The sequence below is a fragment of the Thiothrix caldifontis genome, assembly GCF_900107695.1.
GTDB lineage: Bacteria > Pseudomonadota > Gammaproteobacteria > Thiotrichales > Thiotrichaceae > Thiothrix > Thiothrix caldifontis.
Genome location: NZ_FNQP01000021.1, coordinates 39,762 through 56,091 on the forward strand (window position 1 = coordinate 39,762; position 16,330 = coordinate 56,091).

Sequence of the window (16,330 nt, forward strand, 5' to 3'; positions counted from 1 at the left end):
TGAAAAGTATCCACAGGATACTGACAACTTGGAGGGGAAATAGACCACAAGCTTATCCCTGTGGATAAGTGCCTTTCGAGACATGGAAATCAGCTAGATAGCGAGGTTATCCACATTTGGTCACTTCCTTTATTATGATGACTATTCTTTAAGATTTAAGATATATAAGTAATGAGACTGACCCAAACCCGTGAACATCTGCTCGAATCCCTCCAAGCGACGTTGGGAGCCATCGAGAAACGGCATACTGCCCCTATTCTGGAAAATGTGTTGCTACGTATCCAAGGTAACCAATCATTCTGGCGTGGAACCGATTTGGAATTAGAAATTGCCACTCACGCACCCATCATGGATGGTGCGGATGGTGAGATCACTTTACCTGCCCGTAAACTCGCTGATATTTGTAAATCCCTCCCTGCTGAAAGCATTGTTAATATCGAAGTGCAGGAAGATAAACGTGCACGCGTAACCGCAGGACGTAGCCGGTTTGAGCTTGCAACCTTGCCCGCCAGTGAGTTTCCCGAATTGGAAGACATCGGTGATGTGCATACCTTGGAATTACCTGAAAGTGCCTTGAAACACTTATTGGAAGCAGCCTCTTTTGCCATGGCAAATCAGGATGTGCGTTATTACCTCAATGGTTTATTGTTGGAAGTCAATCAGGATGGGGTGCGTACTGTCGCTACGGATGGACACCGGTTAGCCCTGTGTTTTCATACGGCTGAGATGCCCGGTGTCGAACAAAGCCGTCAGTTGATTATTCCACGTAAAGGCGTTTTGGAATTATCACGGCTGCTGCGTAGCGATTGCCAAGTACCTGTACAGGTACAGAGCAGCCAAAACCATTTGCGGGTACAACTGGATAATTTACGCTTCACCACTAAACTGGTGGACGGGCGCTACCCTGATTACCGGGCTGCGGTTCCCGGTGGTGGGCAAATTCAAGTTGATCTGGATCGTAAAGCCTTCAAAGACATGTTGAGTCGGGTCGCAATTCTTTCCAATGAAAAATTCCGGGGCGTGCGCTTATCCTTAAGTGAAAACTTATTGCAGGTGCAAGCACATAACCCAGAACAGGAAATCGCTACCGATGAGTTGGATGTACAGTACACTGGCAATGATTTCAGTATCGGTTTTAACGTTACCTATTTATTAGATGCGGTAAACCATCTGGAGGGGCAAACCCTGCGCTTGCACTGCAATTCCCCTGAAAGCAGTGTATTGCTCACCGACCCCGAAGATGAAAGCGTGCGCAATGTCATTATGCCGATTCGCCTGTAAGCCCCGGTACGCAGGCGCATGTGGTTAAGCCGTGTCAGCGTCGACTATTGCCGTGTGGTTACTCATGCCGAGCTGAGCTTGGCAGAACGGGTCAATGTGCTGTACGGTGACAATGCTTCGGGCAAATCCAGCGTGCTGGAAGCCTTGAGTGTATTGTCACGTGGGCGTTCGTTTCGCACCCCGCGCATTGCCGAATTGATTAGTCGCGGGGAAACCGAACTCACTGTCGCTGCCACCGTAGAAAACGGTTTGTCCGGGGCGCGTTACCCTTTGGGCATCAGCAAAAGTATGACGGATACCCGCATTCGTATTAACCACGCCGATGTACCTCAGCAAGCCGAACTCAGCAGCCACGTTCCACTCACCTTAATTCACCCCGGTTCGGTGGAATTGGTTACGGGTAGTCCAACGGCGCGGCGGGCATTTCTCGATTGGATTGCGTTTTACCGTTTTGCGGATTTCAATATGGCATGGCGGCAATACCAGCGGGTGTTGAAGCAGCGCAATACCTGCTTACGTGATCCACGTCAGCGTCAAGCATTGCCGCAATGGACACAGCAGCTCATTAGTCTGCAAACCGTATTATACCGTTATCGTGTGAGTGCATTAGCGGTCTTGCAGGAGGCTTTGCAGAATACCGCAGAACTTTTAGCTGCATTGGGAACACCACAACTACACCTTAGCAGTGGTTTTCCACAGGGGGTTGATGTGGAGGATGAAACGACTCTGCAACAGTTTTTCCGTGATAAAGCGGAGCAGGAACTTAAACAAGGTTTCAGTCTCTACGGTGCACACCGTGCTGACTTGCACATCATGTTGGATACGATTCCCGCTGTGCGGGTCGCTTCTCGTGGGCAACTTAAAATACTTACCGTGAGTTTATTATTAGCTCAAAGCTATGCAATTGCGGAGACTGGCACAAAACGCGGTATAATCGCCATCGACGACTTGGCAGCAGAACTGGATGAGCAAAATCAGCAAGCGTTATACAATACGCTGCACACAACACAGCAACAGTTGCTAATCACCGGCACACATCACCAACCGCTGAAAAACTGGGTGGCAGATGCCAAGGTGTTTCACGTGAAACACGGGCAAGTGTTTGCCAGCGCGTAACCACCGAATCACAGCAGTAAATAATGGAAAAGATATGACTGAACCAACACCTGTACCACCAACCTACGATTCCTCGAATATTAAAGTACTTAAAGGTTTGGAAGCGGTGCGCAAACGCCCCGGCATGTACATCGGCGACACCGATGATGGCACGGGTTTGCACCACATGGTATTTGAGGTCGTGGATAACTCCATCGATGAAGCACTCGCGGGTTACTGTAAAGAAGTCAAAGTGGAATTGTTCAGTGATGGCTCGGTGAAAGTCTCGGATGATGGGCGTGGTATTCCTGTTGATTTACACGAAGAGGAAGGTCGTTCTGCTGCTGAAGTCATTATGACCGTGTTACATGCAGGCGGTAAGTTTGATGATAACTCTTACAAAGTGTCGGGCGGTTTGCACGGTGTGGGTATCTCGGTAGTGAATGCCCTTTCCTCCAATCTGGAATTAACGATTCGCCGCAACGGTAAGTTGTATCAGCAGATGTATAAGCTGGGTGATCCGGTTGCGCCACTGGCGATTATTGGTGATACCGAAGGTACAGGGACATCAGTGCGTTTCTGGCCGAGCGCCGAGATTTTCGCACTGACCGAATTCCATTACGACATTTTAGCGAAACGCTTGCGCGAACTATCCTTTTTAAACTCTGGGGTTCGCATCCACTTGATCGATCGTCGCGGGGAAGGCCGTGAAGACATTTTTGAATACGAAGGTGGGATTAAAGCCTTTGTTGCCCACTTGAACCGCAACAAAGCACCGATCCACAATAATATTATTTACTTCACCACCGAACGCGATGACGTGGGTGTGGAAGTCGCCTTGCAGTGGAACGATTCGTATCAGGAAAACATTTTCTGCTACACCAACAATATCCCGCAGCGCGATGGTGGTTCGCACTTGTCCGGCTTCCGCGCTGCCCTCACCCGCACCCTGAACAGCTATATTGAGAGTGCTGGCTTAGCCAAAAAAGAGAAAGTGAGTCCTAACGGTGATGATGCCCGCGAAGGTTTGACTGCTGTATTGTCCGTCAAAGTGCCTGACCCGAAATTTTCCTCACAAACCAAAGACAAGTTGGTGTCGTCTGAAGTCAAAGGCATTGTTGAGGCGGCTATGAATGAGCGTCTGACCGAGTTTTTGCTGGAAAGCCCCACTGAAGCCAAATTGATTGCAGGCAAGATGATCGAAGCGGCGCGGGCACGTGAAGCAGCCCGTAAAGCGCGTGAAATGACCCGCCGTAAGGGAGCCTTAGACATTGCCGGTTTGCCGGGGAAATTGGCTGACTGCCAAGAAAAAGATCCTGCGCTGTCCGAACTGTTTTTGGTGGAAGGGGATTCTGCGGGGGGGTCTGCCAAGCAAGGGCGTGACCGCCGCACCCAAGCTATCCTCCCGCTCAAAGGTAAAATTCTCAATGTGGAACGCGCCCGTTTTGACAAGATGATCAGTTCCCAAGAAGTCGGCACATTGATCATTGCCTTAGGTTGCGGGATTGGGCGTGAAGAATACAATATCGACAAATTGCGTTATCACCGCATTATTATTATGACGGATGCGGACGTGGACGGATCACACATCCGTACTTTGTTGCTGACATTCTTTTATCGGCAATTGCCGGAGTTGGTGGAACGCGGCTATATCTACATTGCACAACCGCCGTTGTACAAAGCGAAACGTGGGAAACAAGAGCAATACATCAAAGATGATAGTGAGATGGAACGTTACTTGCTGCAATTAGCTTTGGATGGTTCTAACCTGCACTTGGATGCACACTCCCCTGCCATCAGTGGCGAAGCCTTGGAAACGTTAGTGCGCCAGTACAATGCTGCCAAGCAAGTGATTGCCCGCTTGTCACGCCGTTACGACCGTAATCTGTTGGAGGCTTTGTTGTTTGAAAGTCTGCCTTCCACCGAAGAAGCAAGTAGCGTCACGGCTGAAGCGTTTGCGACTTGGGTCAGCAACGCGGTTGCCACCTTAAATGCCGGGGATAATGGCGCTCGCACCTATTCCTCGGTATTACAGAAAATTGATGATAGCGCCTGGACATTGGGTGTTAACCGCCGTCAGCACGGTTTAGATCATCGGATTACGCTGGATCGCGATTTCTTCCTGATGCCTGAAACCAAATTGCTAATCAAAACCAACCGTGAAATGGATGGCTTGCTTGGTGACGGTGCGGTGGTGATACGGGGTGAGCGTAAGCAAGCTGTACAGCGTTTCGACCAAGTGGTGGAATGGTTGATGAAGGAAGCAAACCGTGGTTTGCAGATCAGCCGTTACAAAGGTTTGGGTGAAATGAACCCCGATCAATTGTGGGAAACTACCCTTAACCCTGAAAGCCGTCGTTTAATGCAGGTGCGGGTTGAAGACGCAATTGCTGCCGATGAGGTGTTTACCACGTTGATGGGTGATGAGGTTGAACCGCGTCGTGATTTCATCGAAAAGAATGCGTTGTCTGTTTCAAATCTGGACGTATGAGGTTTCACGTGAAACAAGAAAATCCATTACTGAATAACGATAAGTTACCACTGTTTTCTCTGATCAAACCGGAACACATTACCCCCGCGTTGGATGTGGTGTTGCAAGACAACCGTGCGTGGTTAGATAAAACCTTAGATACTGAAATCCGTTTCACGTGGAACAATTTGGTTGACCCCATGAACGAAGCGGGCAATCGTTTAGAGCGTATGTGGTCGCCTGTCAGCCACATGAACGCGGTGGTAAATACCGATGCACTGCGGAAAGCTTACAACGACAACCTTTCTCGCTTGAGTGATTACCATACCGAGCTTGGACAGAACACCAAGTTGTATCAAGCCATGCAGTCGATTCGTGCGAACGAAACAGGGTTGGATGCGGCGCAACAGAAGAGCTTAGATGACAGTTTGTTAGGTTTTACTTTATCCGGTGTAGCGTTGCCAGAGGCACAAAAAGAGCGGTTCCGTGAAATCAGCCAAGCGTTGTCGCAACTGACTTCACGCTTTTCCGACAATGTATTGGATGCAACCAATGCATGGACAAAGCAGGTTCTGGATGTGAACGAACTCGCGGGTTTGCCCGAATCCGCGTTGGAAATGGCGGCACAAACCGCTAAGCAGCGTGATATGGAAGGTTGGGTGATTACCCTACAATTTCCTTCCTACTTTCCGGTGATGACTTATGCTGACAATCGTGAATTGCGGGCGGACGTGTATCGGGCATACACCACCCGAGCCTCCGAACTCGGTGCGAATCTGGAGTGGGATAATTCGCACGTGATGCGTGACATCCTGCGTTTGCGTCAGGAAGAAGCCGCATTATTGGGTTACGCCAATTTCGCAGAACTCTCTCTCGCTACGAAGATGGCGGAAAGCCCGCAGCAAGTGCTGGACTTCCTTGAAGACCTTGCACATAAAGCCAAGCCGTTTGCGGAAACTGAATTTGCCGATATTCAAACCTTTGCACGTGAACAGTTGGGACTGGCGGATGTACAAGCGTGGGATGTGGGTTACGTCAGTGAAAAAATGAAACAGGCGCGTTTCGACTTCAGCGAAGAAGATCTGAAACCCTATTTCCCTGCTGACCGTGTGATCAGTGGTTTGTTTACCTTGGTAGAGAAACTCTTCGGGGTGCGCATCGAGCAGCAATCCGGTCACATTGATTTGTGGCATAACGACGTGCGTTTTTATTTGGTATACGACCGTACCAATACGGTACAGGCATGTTTCTACCTCGATTTATATGCCCGTCAGCACAAGCGCGGGGGGGCATGGATGAGCGATTTCTGCGGGCGCTTCCGTCGTGCCGATGGCTTACAAATTCCGGTGGCGTTCATGACCTGTAATAGCAGCGCACCTGTCGGTGACAAGCCTGCTCTGTTTACTCACGATGAAGTGGTGACGCTGTTCCACGAATTTGGACACGGTTTGCACCACATGCTGACGCAAGTTGATTACCCCGACGTTGCGGGCATTAATGGCGTGGAATGGGATGCGGTCGAACTGCCAAGCCAGTTCATGGAAAACTGGTGTTGGGAACGCAGTGTACTGGATATGATCGCGGCACATTGGGAAACAGGTGAACCTTTGCCGGAAAGTTTGTTCCAGAAAATGCAGGCAGCACGTCACTTTCAAACCGCGATGGCTACCGTGCGCCAACTGGAATTTGCGCTGTTCGACATGAAGCTGCATCTTGACCCACAAGCAGCCGAACCCGGCAAGGTAGAAGCGATTCGTCGTGAGGTGTTGGAACAGGTGGCGGTAATCAAGCCTCCTGCGTTCAACCGGATGCCGAACAGCTTTACACATGTGTTTGCGGGGGGGTATGCAGCAGGCTATTACAGCTATAAGTGGGCGGAAGTATTGTCAGCAGATGCGTTTGCTCGTTTTGAGGAGGAAGGCTTGTTTGATGCGGGTGTGGGTGAGTCTTTCCTAAAAGAGGTGCTGCAAGTCGGTGGTTCGCGCAAAGCCATGGAATCATTTGTTGCCTTCCGTGGACGCAAGCCGTCAGTGGATGCATTGCTGCGTCACAGTGGTTTAATTGCATGAAAATAGCCACATGGAACGTCAATTCATTGCGGGTACGCTTGCCTCACGTTTTGCAATGGCTGGCAGCAGCTCAGCCGGATGTACTGGCGATTCAAGAAACCAAAACAGTGGATGAGCAATTTCCATTGGTCGAACTGCAAGCGGCGGGCTACGTCGCCGCGTTTGCCGGGCAGAAAACGTATAACGGAGTGGCAATCCTTAGCAAGTCCCCTGCTTCGGAAATCATTACCGATATTCCCGGTTTAGATGACCCACAGCGCCGCATTCTGGCAGCGACGATTGATGGTGTACGGGTAGTGAATTTATACGTGGTGAACGGCTCGGAAGTTGGGTCGGATAAATACGCTTACAAGCTTGATTGGTTGGGGAAAGTGACGACGTGGTTGCGTCAACAGGCGGCACTTTACCCCAAACTCGTGGTACTGGGTGATTTTAACATCGCGCCCGAAGACCGTGATGTACATGACCCTGTGGCTTGGGGGGATGCTATCCTCTGTTCACCTGCTGAACGCGCCGCATTGCAAGCGATTCAGGCATTAGGTTTACGTGATACTTTTCGTCAGTTTGAGCAACCAGACAAAAGCTTTAGCTGGTGGGATTACCGTGCTGGCGGGTTTCGGCGCAACCACGGTTTGCGAATTGATTTGATTCTTGCCAGCCAACCCTTAGCCGATGCTTGCCTCTCCTGTGTGATTGATCGTGAGCCGCGTACTTGGGAAAAGCCTTCCGACCATACCCCTGTCGTAGCAGAGTTTCGGTGATGATACGTTACTTACTGATTATGCTGTCAGTGTTTGCGCTGACAATCGCAGGTAAGTTATGGCTAGATTCACGCAAGGATACGGTCTTGCCCATTGTTGAATTAAGCCTACAGCTACCTTGTGATTTGCATCAGGCTCCCTGTATTGCCAGTGATGCACAAGGCCGCAGCTTGCGTGTTAGCATCAACCCCAACAGTATTCCCTTAATGGAAGAGCTGCTGGTGCAAGTAGAAACCAGTGGTTTACCTGAGGTGCGAAGCCTGCGTTTGACCGTTGAAGGGGTCAATATGTTCATGGGCTATCAATATGCGGATTTGCACGCCATTAGCCCAGGGCGGTTTCAAGGAAAGCTGATTCTGCCTGTGTGTACCTTGGAAAAAATGCAATGGTTGGCAATGTTGGAAGCGCTGACACCCTCCTTCAAGGTAGCGGCGAAAATTCCTTTCGAGACTATTAGTAACACACCTTTACCACCGTTTAATCAAGATTTAATTAAAAAATAGACAAGCCAAGCCCTTGTATCCGTCAAGCGTAAAAATGTTCGTGCCTATCTGCTAAACATTGTGCTTCAAACGGTGATCGCGTCTCATGATAACTCTGTCAGAACGCGGTACACTTTCATGCTCAAAAAGAACAATAAGGCGCAAGGTTGCGTCGACTATAGGCTTCCCAGTTTTATGCAAACGTATCTGCTCATCTTGTTGGTGTTTAGCTTTGGCATAGGGGCAACAGCAGTGAAGCCTATAAACAACTCTGCTCCTGCTCTTTTGCAAGCAGGATCAGCACCGGCTCATCAGTTCCATAATTTAGCTTTGTCAGTAAAGCTCCCCCCTGAATTAATGATTACGGCTGGCGAGGTCGAGTGGCAGATCCGCTCTCAAGATAAGCGTATCGAACAACGTTATCTTGGTTATGCCCCTCTGCTGACCTTACCTGCTGGGCAATACACTATAAGTCTGGCGATTGGCACGTATACGGCTCAACAAACCGTAACGGTACTGGCTAATCACACCAGTAGTGTTCCCTTTAGTGCTCAAGTGGGACGTGTGCGGGTTAATAGTAGCTTAAATGCAGATTGGAAAATTATTGCTCAAAATGGAGAGTTTGCTGGAAAAATGGTGAGTCAAAGTAGTGATACCCGTGAACTCAATGTGTTATTAGCCTCAGGTGAGTACGAGGTCGTCGCTACTCGTGGGAACGGCATACAACATTCGCAACGTCTCCAAGTGAATGCTGGTCAGCTCAGTGCTGCCAATATTCAGATACCTTCAGGTAAAGTCACTTTGGTTGCTACTTTAGGTAATGGTCCTGCATTACGCCCGATGAGCTGGACGGTATACCGGCTTGATGGGGATAAGCAAACAGTTGCAACGCCTAGACGCCATTCTGCTAATCTAGAGGTTGCACCTGGTCATTATGAAGCCGTAGCAAAACTGGAGGGTCAGGAGCGGCGTCGTGCCTTCACGGTAATGACGGATACCAGTAACTTGATTGTGATTGCAATGGATTAACTATGTCACACACTCCCCGTATTGGCATTGCGTTGGGTAGTGGTTCCTCACGTGGTTGGGCGCATATTGGCGTATTGCGAGCCTTAGCTGAGCGAGGAATTCACCCTGACATTGTCTGCGGCTGTTCGGTGGGTTCCATTGTCGGCGCTGCTTATGTTGCCGGACACTTGGATACCTTGGAAACAGGGGTACTAGCATTAAATCGCTTGGAACTCATGCGTTTTTTCGAGTTAAACCCGTCGTTAAATGGTTTCGTTAACCGCGACAAACTGCAACAGTTTTTTCAAGAGCATGTGTGTGATGAGCACTTACAGATCGAACAATTGCCCCGAAAATTTGCGAGTGTTGCTACCAACTTAGAAAATGGGCGCGAAGTTTGGTTTACCCAAGGTACGGTCTTAGAGGCGGTGTTTGCCTCCATTGCCCTGCCCGGTTTGTTTACCCCTTATCGGTACGCTAAGCAATGGTTGGTAGACGGTGGTTTAGTCAATCCAGTACCCATTTCCTTGTGTCGAGCCTTGGGTGCAGAGGTTGTTATTGCGGTGAATTTAAATGGTAACGTTGCCCGCCGTTACGCGCATCATACTCAAAAGAAAACGCCTGAGACTCTCCCCAGCAAAGCTGACAACGGCAATGCGTCTAAGACAGAAACATTCGTAGATACCTTAGCAGCGTCATTACGCGGCTATTCAGCAGCATTATTGCCTGATACTAACAGTAAACCGAAAGAAATGACGCCGGGATTGATGGATGCACTCGCCGCTTCCATCAATATCATGCAGGATAAGATCACCCGCAGCCGGATGGCTGGTGATCCCCCCGAAATTTTGCTGATGCCTCAACTAGAACACATCGGTTTATTGGAATTTCACCGTGCTGGTGAAGCCATTGCAGAAGGCTATGCCACAGTGGAGCGCTTACACGCTGAAATTAACCGTGTAGTCAGCAGTTAATGTGGCTAATCATCCTCGTATTTGCGTAAGTAACGCGCATCATCAAACACCGGAATGCATTGCGGTGCATACACTACTGCAATCGCGACTAGCATCCCGTTGATGATGCCTTCAGGGAACATTAAGAGTGGAATAAAAGGCAAGTAATAAGTTTGCAGGTAATGTGCGCTAAAGGTATCTGTCCACCACAGTAACCAACTGCCAGTGAGAACAACCGCCACGCTGCTGGCAATCGCGGCAAGGAATCCGTTCACGAAGACAAAAATGAAGATATTGGTCGGCAAATGCTGTTGACTCCAGCGGAGTAGCTGAACAGTAATTAAGATGGGAATGCCACCCATGACCAAGGTATTCAGCGGAATTGCCAGTAAACCCGCTTCTACGCGCCACAATGCAATACTGACAATGACGGTGGCAGCAAGCAGCGCTAACCGCCAGCCGAACATTAAGGTGATGACGGTCATGCCCAGTAAATGAAAGTTTAGGGTGCTACCAATACCTGCTCTTAATATCCATATAATACTTGCAAATAGAATAGCACCTAGGTAAACATGCGTGTGTTCACGCACGTATGCCCAGTTGGCATGGCGTATTGAATGCCCCAACAAGATAAACAATAGAAAACTGGCAACGATAAGCCAGTCTTCATTAAAAACACTAGCAGGTATATCCATGCAAACCATCCTCTCACGATTCACCTTTAACCAACCACAAACCCGACTCTTAATGAAGTTTTTGTTCGTTACCTTGGCATTACTTGGCATTGTTGCTGCATTACTGCCCGGTAGTGGAGAAGGTTTACCCCACGCCGACAAGTTACTGCACGCCGGTGCGCTGTTTGGGTTTGCGCTATTGCTCGATTTGGCAACCACCCGCAGTTTTTGGCGCTGGCAAGTACCTATACTCCTTAGCTACGGGGCTTTCATTGAAATTGCGCAAGCCTTTACGCCATGGCGATCGTTTTCCGTTGCAGATTTTGTGGCAGATGCAACGGGTATCTTGTTGTACTGGCTGTTGTGGCGCTTGGCGTTACAACGCATTGTGCCACATGCTAACGATTAGTCCTGACGCTGTTGGGATCCGTCGTCTTGGTAAATTTCTACAGAAGCATCCTTGATTTGATAGCCTGCTTCAGCAAGGTCAGTATGGACTTGTTCGGTAATAATCGTGCCAGAAACCCATACAGGTTCATACATACGTTCCATCCCGATACTTTTGCCCTCTAATGGCTTGATCAATAAGGTTTGGTTGAGCGGTGGTGGTGGGACGTGGATACACGCCCCAAAGTACGGGACGAGTAGGAATTCTTTTACCATGCCCTTGTCTTCATCGACTTCTAGGGGGGAGATGAAGCCAGGAATTTTGACTTTTTTACCATTAAGCGCTGGGTTGACTGGGGCAGCATTGAGTTCAGATTGCATTTTTTCCATCACTGCGTCTTCTGCTGGGTCGCCTTCGGGGATGGCATCAATTTGTGGCTGGTATTTTTTGATGATTTGCTCCAGCCCCTGCCCCGGTAATTCGAGGTCTTCCCACTCAATTTCAGTGAATTCACCGTCTTGCTTAGGTGTGCCATCTGCTGCTTTCGCTACGTCTTGGATAGGTGTACCGACAGCAGGCGCATCGACGGGCAATTCGGCTTGTATGGCAGTTAATGCATCTGCGGCAGAGCTTGTTTCGGCTGAGGTGGTCGCAATCGGTGTACTGGTGTTAGTACTGGTTTCAACTGCTGGCTTTTCTTCACCACAGGCGACTAATAGACTGGCAAGTACCAGTGCAGGCAGAATTGTTGTCTTCATCTTAAACTCTTACGGTCAAACCATCTTGCAACGACCGCTGATACGCAATCGCTCCCGGAATTAGGCTGAACAGTAGCGCAAGCACAGCCACTACTGCAAGCAACAAGCCGTCATTCATATCAGGAATCCACGTACTCAGGTAAAACCCGTATTCCGCCATCACCCACGGACGTGCCGCCAACAGCCCTATGAACACTAGCCCTGCCCCTAACAGGCAACCCAATACCGCCAACACCCCCGCTTCCAGCACAAACAGCAAGAACACCTGACGCGGGTGTGCGCCTACTGCCCGTAAAATTGCCATTTCGCGCCGCCGCTCGTTCAGGGTGGAAAGCAGTGTGGTTAACATGCCCAGCAAGCCCGCGATGACCACAAAGCCGGTGATAATCCGCAGCACGTTTTCAAACATGCCAATGGCTTGCCACAATTCTGCCAACGCTACGCCGGGAACAGTCGCCAGCAAGGGTTCGCGCTTGTAGTCGTTGATTTCACGCTGTACCCGAAACGCGGCGGCGCGGTTTTTCAGCCCCACCATAAACGCGGTAATCACTTTAGGTTGCAGGTTTTTCTGTAAGGCTTCGTCGGCACTGATTTGGTAGCCAGGGACTTTTGCGCCACCTACCCAGTCGATATGGACGGCTTCAATGCCTTCTAACGAAACGTGTACGGTGCGGTCAATCGGTGTGCCGGTGGGTTTGAGAATGCCTACCACCTGAAACGGTTTGTCAGCGTGCAAGGTAAAGCTGGTAGCGGCAGCGCCGTGCGCAATCACAATCTTGTCGTGGAGCTGATAGCTGAGTTTACGCGCCACTTCTGCGCCCAACACGGCATCGAACACGCCTGCAAATGGCTTGCCTTCAGCAAATTCCAGCAAGCGTTTATCACCGTGGCGGTAGTAGCGAAAATAATCCTGATTCGTGCCCAACACCCGATAGCCCTTGTGCGAATCACCGAGGCTGATGGGAATTGTCCAGTCCACCAGTGGTTTGCTGGCAATGTCTTGGTAGGATTGCCAACTGATATTGTTGGTGGCATTGCCGATGCGGAACACGCTGTAGAGCAGTAACTGCACCGGGCCACTGCGTGCACCGACCACCAAATCCGTGCCGGAAATGGTGCTGAGGAAACTGCTTTTGGCTTCTTTGCGTATGTATTCCACGCCCAGCAATAGCGCGACGCTAATGGCGATGGAAAACAGCGTGAGCAGCAAACTGGCGCGGCGATTCCACAAACTGCGCAGGGTAAGGTTGAGCAGGATCATGGCTGATTTAACTCCCGTAAATCCACCACGCGCGGAAAGTGGCTGGCAATGTGCGGATCGTGGCTCACAAACACAATAGTGCTACCTTGCACCGCTGCCTCTTGGAACAACAAGTTCAGGAAACCGTCACGGGTATCGGTATCCAGCGCCGAGGTCGGTTCATCCGCAATGATCAATTCAGGGCTGCCGATCAGGGCGCGGGCGACGGCGACGCGCTGTTGTTGACCTACGCTCAGGTCAGTGACGGGGCGCTCCCACAACTGGCGATCTAAGCCCAGATGTTCCAGCAAGCGGTTGGTGGTGGCTTGCATATCCCCTGCTTGTTGTTTGCGCCGTTTGGAAAAATGGCAGGGTAACTGCACATTTTCCCGCACCGACAAATACGGCAATAGGTTGAACTGCTGGAAAATCACTCCCATGTGATCCGCACGAAACCGGTCGCGGGCGGCATTATCCATGCTCTGCAAGGCTTGCCCCAGAATGGTCAAGCTGCCACTGGCAGGGCGCAAAATGCCTGCCAGCAGGTTGAGAAACGTGGTTTTGCCGCTGCCGCTTGCGCCGCGAATAAACAGGTGTTCACCTTGGGCAACGTGCAACTTGGCAATCGCCAGCGTGTCACGGCTTTGCCCTTGCCAGCGGTAATGCAGGTTTTGCAGTTCGATCACGTTCATGGGGTTAGTTTGATGGTGTCATCCTTGTCCAGTTCCAGCGCTGATGCGCCCTTCTCTGTTACCCATTCCGCCTTGATGTGTTGGAAACCGTCGGGGAAGGCGGCGAAGAGTTTTACCGCGACTTCTTGCAGTTCGGCGGGTTGGGTGCAGGCAAATGACCAGGTAACATCCATATCGTTGTGGGTTTCGCCTTCCTTGTGATCATGGTCATCCTTGCTCTTGGCTGCATCTTCTGCGTTACCCAACAGGGCGGAGATGACTTCGGCACTTTTGAGGGTGCAACCTGCTTCGGTATTCATGCTGAATAACTCTGCCCCTGCTTCGAGCTTTTTTACTGCATCAGCAAGTTTTTGCTTGTCGGCATCGGTGGTGGCGGCGTGTTCAAAGCCGATGATATTGGCAGCGGGGGATTCGAGCATGATTTCCAGCCCTGCTGTGCCAACGGCGAGGGAAAGTGTGGCAGCACCGTGTTCGTGTGCACCGTGTTCTTCGTGTTCATGTTCGTGATCATCAGCATAGAGAGTGCTGCTGGACAGCGCTAAGCACAGGCTGAAAAGGATGCTAGGGTATTTCATATTATTCTCCAGAATGGGGTGTTTGTTGGTTCACTGTTTGGGTAAACGAGGTTAATAAATTGCTGACGAAATCTTCGTCGAGATCGGCGGTGATGAACACAAAGCGACTGCGGTGATCGTCATCCGGCCATGCGGGGAGTTCCACCGAGGGGTAAAACAGGTGTTGCACCGCGTGTAGCACGATGGGGCGACCGGGGTATTCTTGTACGTTGACAATGGCTTTCATGCGTAACAGGCGTGCGCTGCAAAATTCCACCAGCGTGTCGAGTGCTTCGGCGACCCCTGCCCAGGGCAAGGGTTGGTCGAATTGCAGGGAAAAGCTGCGGATGCGCCCGTCCGTGCCGCCGTGCGTGGGGGTACTGGGGTTGAGGATGCTGGGTTGTTTGAGGGGCAAACTGGCACTGACGACGCGGAAGTTTTCCGCTGCTAACCATTGCTTGGCTTTGACGGGTTCGGATTGGTGGTAAGCGCGGAGTTTGAACACATGGTCGGGGTCAACATTACCGTGCTGGACATGCACGATCGGCGCGGAGGGGTTGATACTGGCAAGGCGGCTTTCCAGCGTCTGAATCGTTGCAGTGTCGGCAAGGTCGGTTTTGGTGAGCAGCAAACGGTCTGCACCGGCGACTTGGCGTACCGCTTCAAAGTGTTGGTCGAGCTGACCATTGCCGAATACCGCATCCACCGTGGTCACAACGCCATCCAGATAATGGCGTTTGGCTACCCAGTCGGAACGCAGCAGGGTTTCGAGGATCGGCGTGGGGTCGGCGATGCCGGTGGTTTCGATAATAATGCGTTCATACGGGGGGATTTTGCCGTCGCGCCGCCCCATCCACAGGTTTTTCAGGGTGGGGACGAGTGAACCTTGGATTTCGCAGCACACGCATCCGCCGGACAGCAGCGCCATCGTGCCTTGGGTGTTATCGACGAGTTGATGATCCAGCCCGATGCTGCCGAATTCGTTCATGATCACGGCAGTCAAGGGCGGCGCACGTAGTAGGCGTTCCCAGAACGACGGTTTCAGCAGGTTGTTGAGCACCGTGGTTTTGCCACTGCCCAAAAAGCCGGTCAGCAGGGTGATCGGGATGCGGACATCCACCGCGTCAGTCATATTGGATACTCATGCGAGCCTCTTTTGCAACAAAGTTGCAGTCGATTCTAGTGGCGGGACAAGTGGCTTGCAATGTTTGTTTTCGCCCAATGTTTCTGTATAAATCAACTACACTTAAAAAGCCATGACAGCTTATCCATAAAAACAAATTGTACGCTGGCAAATAATTGATCGGATAGACCTTAGGAGGAACCCATGAATAGGAAGACCCGTATGCAGATCGGCGGCTTTGCCGTCTGCGCTTTATTCACAGCACCGGCATTGGCTGATGGTTTGGACGGCAACCGTTATGGACAAGATCGCCAATACCATTCAGAAATCAGTTCGGCACAAACTTATATCGCGCTACAGCAGTATTTGTGGCCTTACGATCCGGCTCAGCGCCAGCCAATGACCATTATTGATGTGCGCTCCATTGAGGAATACATCGGCGGACACCCTATACGCATCAACTTTAAGCCCTCCATTCCCTAACTTGCTGTAATCTCATCCAATTATTAGGTTTTTTCCTCCGTTTGTTTTGTCGGCAAGCGGTTGAAGAAGCGAAGAGTTTTGCCAGTTGCTTGAGGCATTTTATCAAGCTGCGTCGCTCAGCGATGCAGGCGGCAAGATGGGAAGCCTGTTCCTGAATGGCTTGAACACCTTTGGTGAGGCTGCGCTGGGGTATTTCCCACAATCCGGTGAGCATGATCCAGTGTTGGATGAGGATAATCAGTAATTTGACGTAGATTTCACACAAAATTCGCCATACGTTGGCACTTCTGGAAACCGCG

Annotated in this window: 17 protein-coding genes; 11 read left to right on the forward strand and 6 right to left on the reverse strand. The window is 50.6% G+C overall.

Annotated features, from left to right (window positions below; genetic code table 11):
- Nucleotides 1-171 precede the first annotated feature (171 nt).
- The 8 genes from dnaN to BLV87_RS14840 all read left to right on the forward strand — a co-directional run bounded on the left by dnaN (nt 172) and on the right by BLV87_RS14840 (nt 10,140).
- Nucleotides 172-1,281, forward strand: a complete 1,110-nt coding sequence (gene dnaN / locus BLV87_RS14805) for a DNA polymerase III subunit beta (RefSeq protein WP_093069922.1) — start codon at nt 172-174, stop codon at nt 1,279-1,281.
- An 18-nt stretch (nt 1,282-1,299) separates the two neighbouring features.
- A complete protein-coding gene (recF, locus tag BLV87_RS14810) occupies nt 1,300-2,397 on the forward strand; it encodes a DNA replication/repair protein RecF (protein WP_093069924.1) in 1,098 nt (365 codons plus the stop codon).
- Between the two features lie 34 nt (nt 2,398-2,431).
- Nucleotides 2,432-4,867: a DNA topoisomerase (ATP-hydrolyzing) subunit B gene (gene gyrB, locus BLV87_RS14815; protein ID WP_093069925.1), complete on the forward strand. Its 2,436-nt coding sequence runs from the start codon at nt 2,432-2,434 to the stop codon at nt 4,865-4,867.
- Complete coding sequence (locus tag BLV87_RS14820; protein WP_093069927.1) at nt 4,864-6,915, forward strand: M3 family metallopeptidase; 2,052 nt, start codon at nt 4,864-4,866, stop codon at nt 6,913-6,915. The genes gyrB and BLV87_RS14820 overlap by 4 nt, the downstream gene beginning before the upstream one ends.
- Nucleotides 6,912-7,676, forward strand: coding sequence for an exodeoxyribonuclease III (gene xth, locus BLV87_RS14825; RefSeq protein WP_093069928.1), 765 nt, complete (start codon nt 6,912-6,914; stop codon nt 7,674-7,676). Before BLV87_RS14820 ends, xth begins: the two co-directional genes overlap by 4 nt.
- Nucleotides 7,676-8,179, forward strand: a complete 504-nt coding sequence (locus BLV87_RS14830) for a hypothetical protein (protein ID WP_093069930.1) — start codon at nt 7,676-7,678, stop codon at nt 8,177-8,179. Before xth ends, BLV87_RS14830 begins: the two co-directional genes overlap by 1 nt.
- Before the next feature lie 174 nt (nt 8,180-8,353).
- Nucleotides 8,354-9,187: a hypothetical protein gene (locus BLV87_RS14835; RefSeq protein ID WP_139282196.1), complete on the forward strand. Its 834-nt coding sequence runs from the start codon at nt 8,354-8,356 to the stop codon at nt 9,185-9,187.
- A gap of 2 nt (nt 9,188-9,189) precedes the next feature.
- On the forward strand, nt 9,190-10,140 hold the full coding sequence (locus BLV87_RS14840; protein ID WP_093069933.1) for a patatin-like phospholipase family protein: 951 nt from the start codon (nt 9,190-9,192) through the stop codon (nt 10,138-10,140).
- A 5-nt stretch (nt 10,141-10,145) separates the two neighbouring features.
- Here the strand turns inward: BLV87_RS14840 and BLV87_RS14845 are convergent, their stop codons facing one another.
- Nucleotides 10,146-10,814, reverse strand: a complete 669-nt coding sequence (locus tag BLV87_RS14845) for an energy-coupling factor ABC transporter permease (protein ID WP_175517957.1) — start codon at nt 10,812-10,814, stop codon at nt 10,146-10,148.
- Between BLV87_RS14845 and BLV87_RS14850 the strand changes: the two genes are divergently transcribed.
- Entirely contained in the window at nt 10,813-11,202 is a 390-nt protein-coding gene (locus BLV87_RS14850) for a VanZ family protein (RefSeq protein ID WP_093069949.1), read from the forward strand. The two genes, BLV87_RS14845 and BLV87_RS14850, sit on opposite strands and share 2 nt — an antisense overlap.
- Here the strand turns inward: BLV87_RS14850 and BLV87_RS14855 are convergent.
- From BLV87_RS14855 to BLV87_RS14875, 5 genes are read right to left on the reverse strand one after another with little or no spacing between them, the layout of a single operon-like run.
- Complete coding sequence (locus BLV87_RS14855; RefSeq protein ID WP_093069936.1) at nt 11,199-11,939, reverse strand: DUF3299 domain-containing protein; 741 nt, start codon at nt 11,937-11,939, stop codon at nt 11,199-11,201. The genes BLV87_RS14850 and BLV87_RS14855 overlap by 4 nt on opposite strands.
- Nucleotide 11,940: 1 nt before the next feature.
- Nucleotides 11,941-13,200 carry an ABC transporter permease gene (locus BLV87_RS14860; protein WP_093069938.1) on the reverse strand — a complete coding sequence of 420 codons (1,260 nt, stop codon included), beginning with the start codon at nt 13,198-13,200 and terminating at the stop codon, nt 11,941-11,943.
- Nucleotides 13,197-13,871 (reverse strand): ABC transporter ATP-binding protein, encoded by a 675-nt coding sequence (locus tag BLV87_RS14865; RefSeq protein ID WP_093069939.1) that lies wholly within the window; start codon nt 13,869-13,871, stop codon nt 13,197-13,199. Before BLV87_RS14865 ends, BLV87_RS14860 begins: the two co-directional genes overlap by 4 nt.
- A complete protein-coding gene (locus tag BLV87_RS14870) occupies nt 13,868-14,446 on the reverse strand; it encodes a DUF2796 domain-containing protein (RefSeq protein ID WP_093069941.1) in 579 nt (192 codons plus the stop codon). The genes BLV87_RS14865 and BLV87_RS14870 overlap by 4 nt, the downstream gene beginning before the upstream one ends.
- 1 nt (nt 14,447) lies before the next feature.
- The gene (locus tag BLV87_RS14875) at nt 14,448-15,557 is read right to left on the reverse strand and encodes a CobW family GTP-binding protein (RefSeq protein ID WP_093069942.1); all 1,110 of its coding nucleotides are present in this window, start codon (nt 15,555-15,557) and stop codon (nt 14,448-14,450) included.
- Nucleotides 15,558-15,752: 195 nt separating this feature from the next.
- Here BLV87_RS14875 and BLV87_RS14880 point away from each other — a divergent pair, with 195 nt between their 5' ends.
- Together BLV87_RS14880 and BLV87_RS19460 are read left to right on the forward strand one after the other, a co-directional pair.
- On the forward strand, nt 15,753-16,031 hold the full coding sequence (locus tag BLV87_RS14880; protein WP_139282198.1) for a hypothetical protein: 279 nt from the start codon (nt 15,753-15,755) through the stop codon (nt 16,029-16,031).
- Between the two features lie 85 nt (nt 16,032-16,116).
- The gene (locus BLV87_RS19460; protein WP_175517813.1) at nt 16,117-16,275 is read left to right on the forward strand and encodes a hypothetical protein; all 159 of its coding nucleotides are present in this window, start codon (nt 16,117-16,119) and stop codon (nt 16,273-16,275) included.
- Nucleotides 16,276-16,330 lie beyond the last annotated feature (55 nt).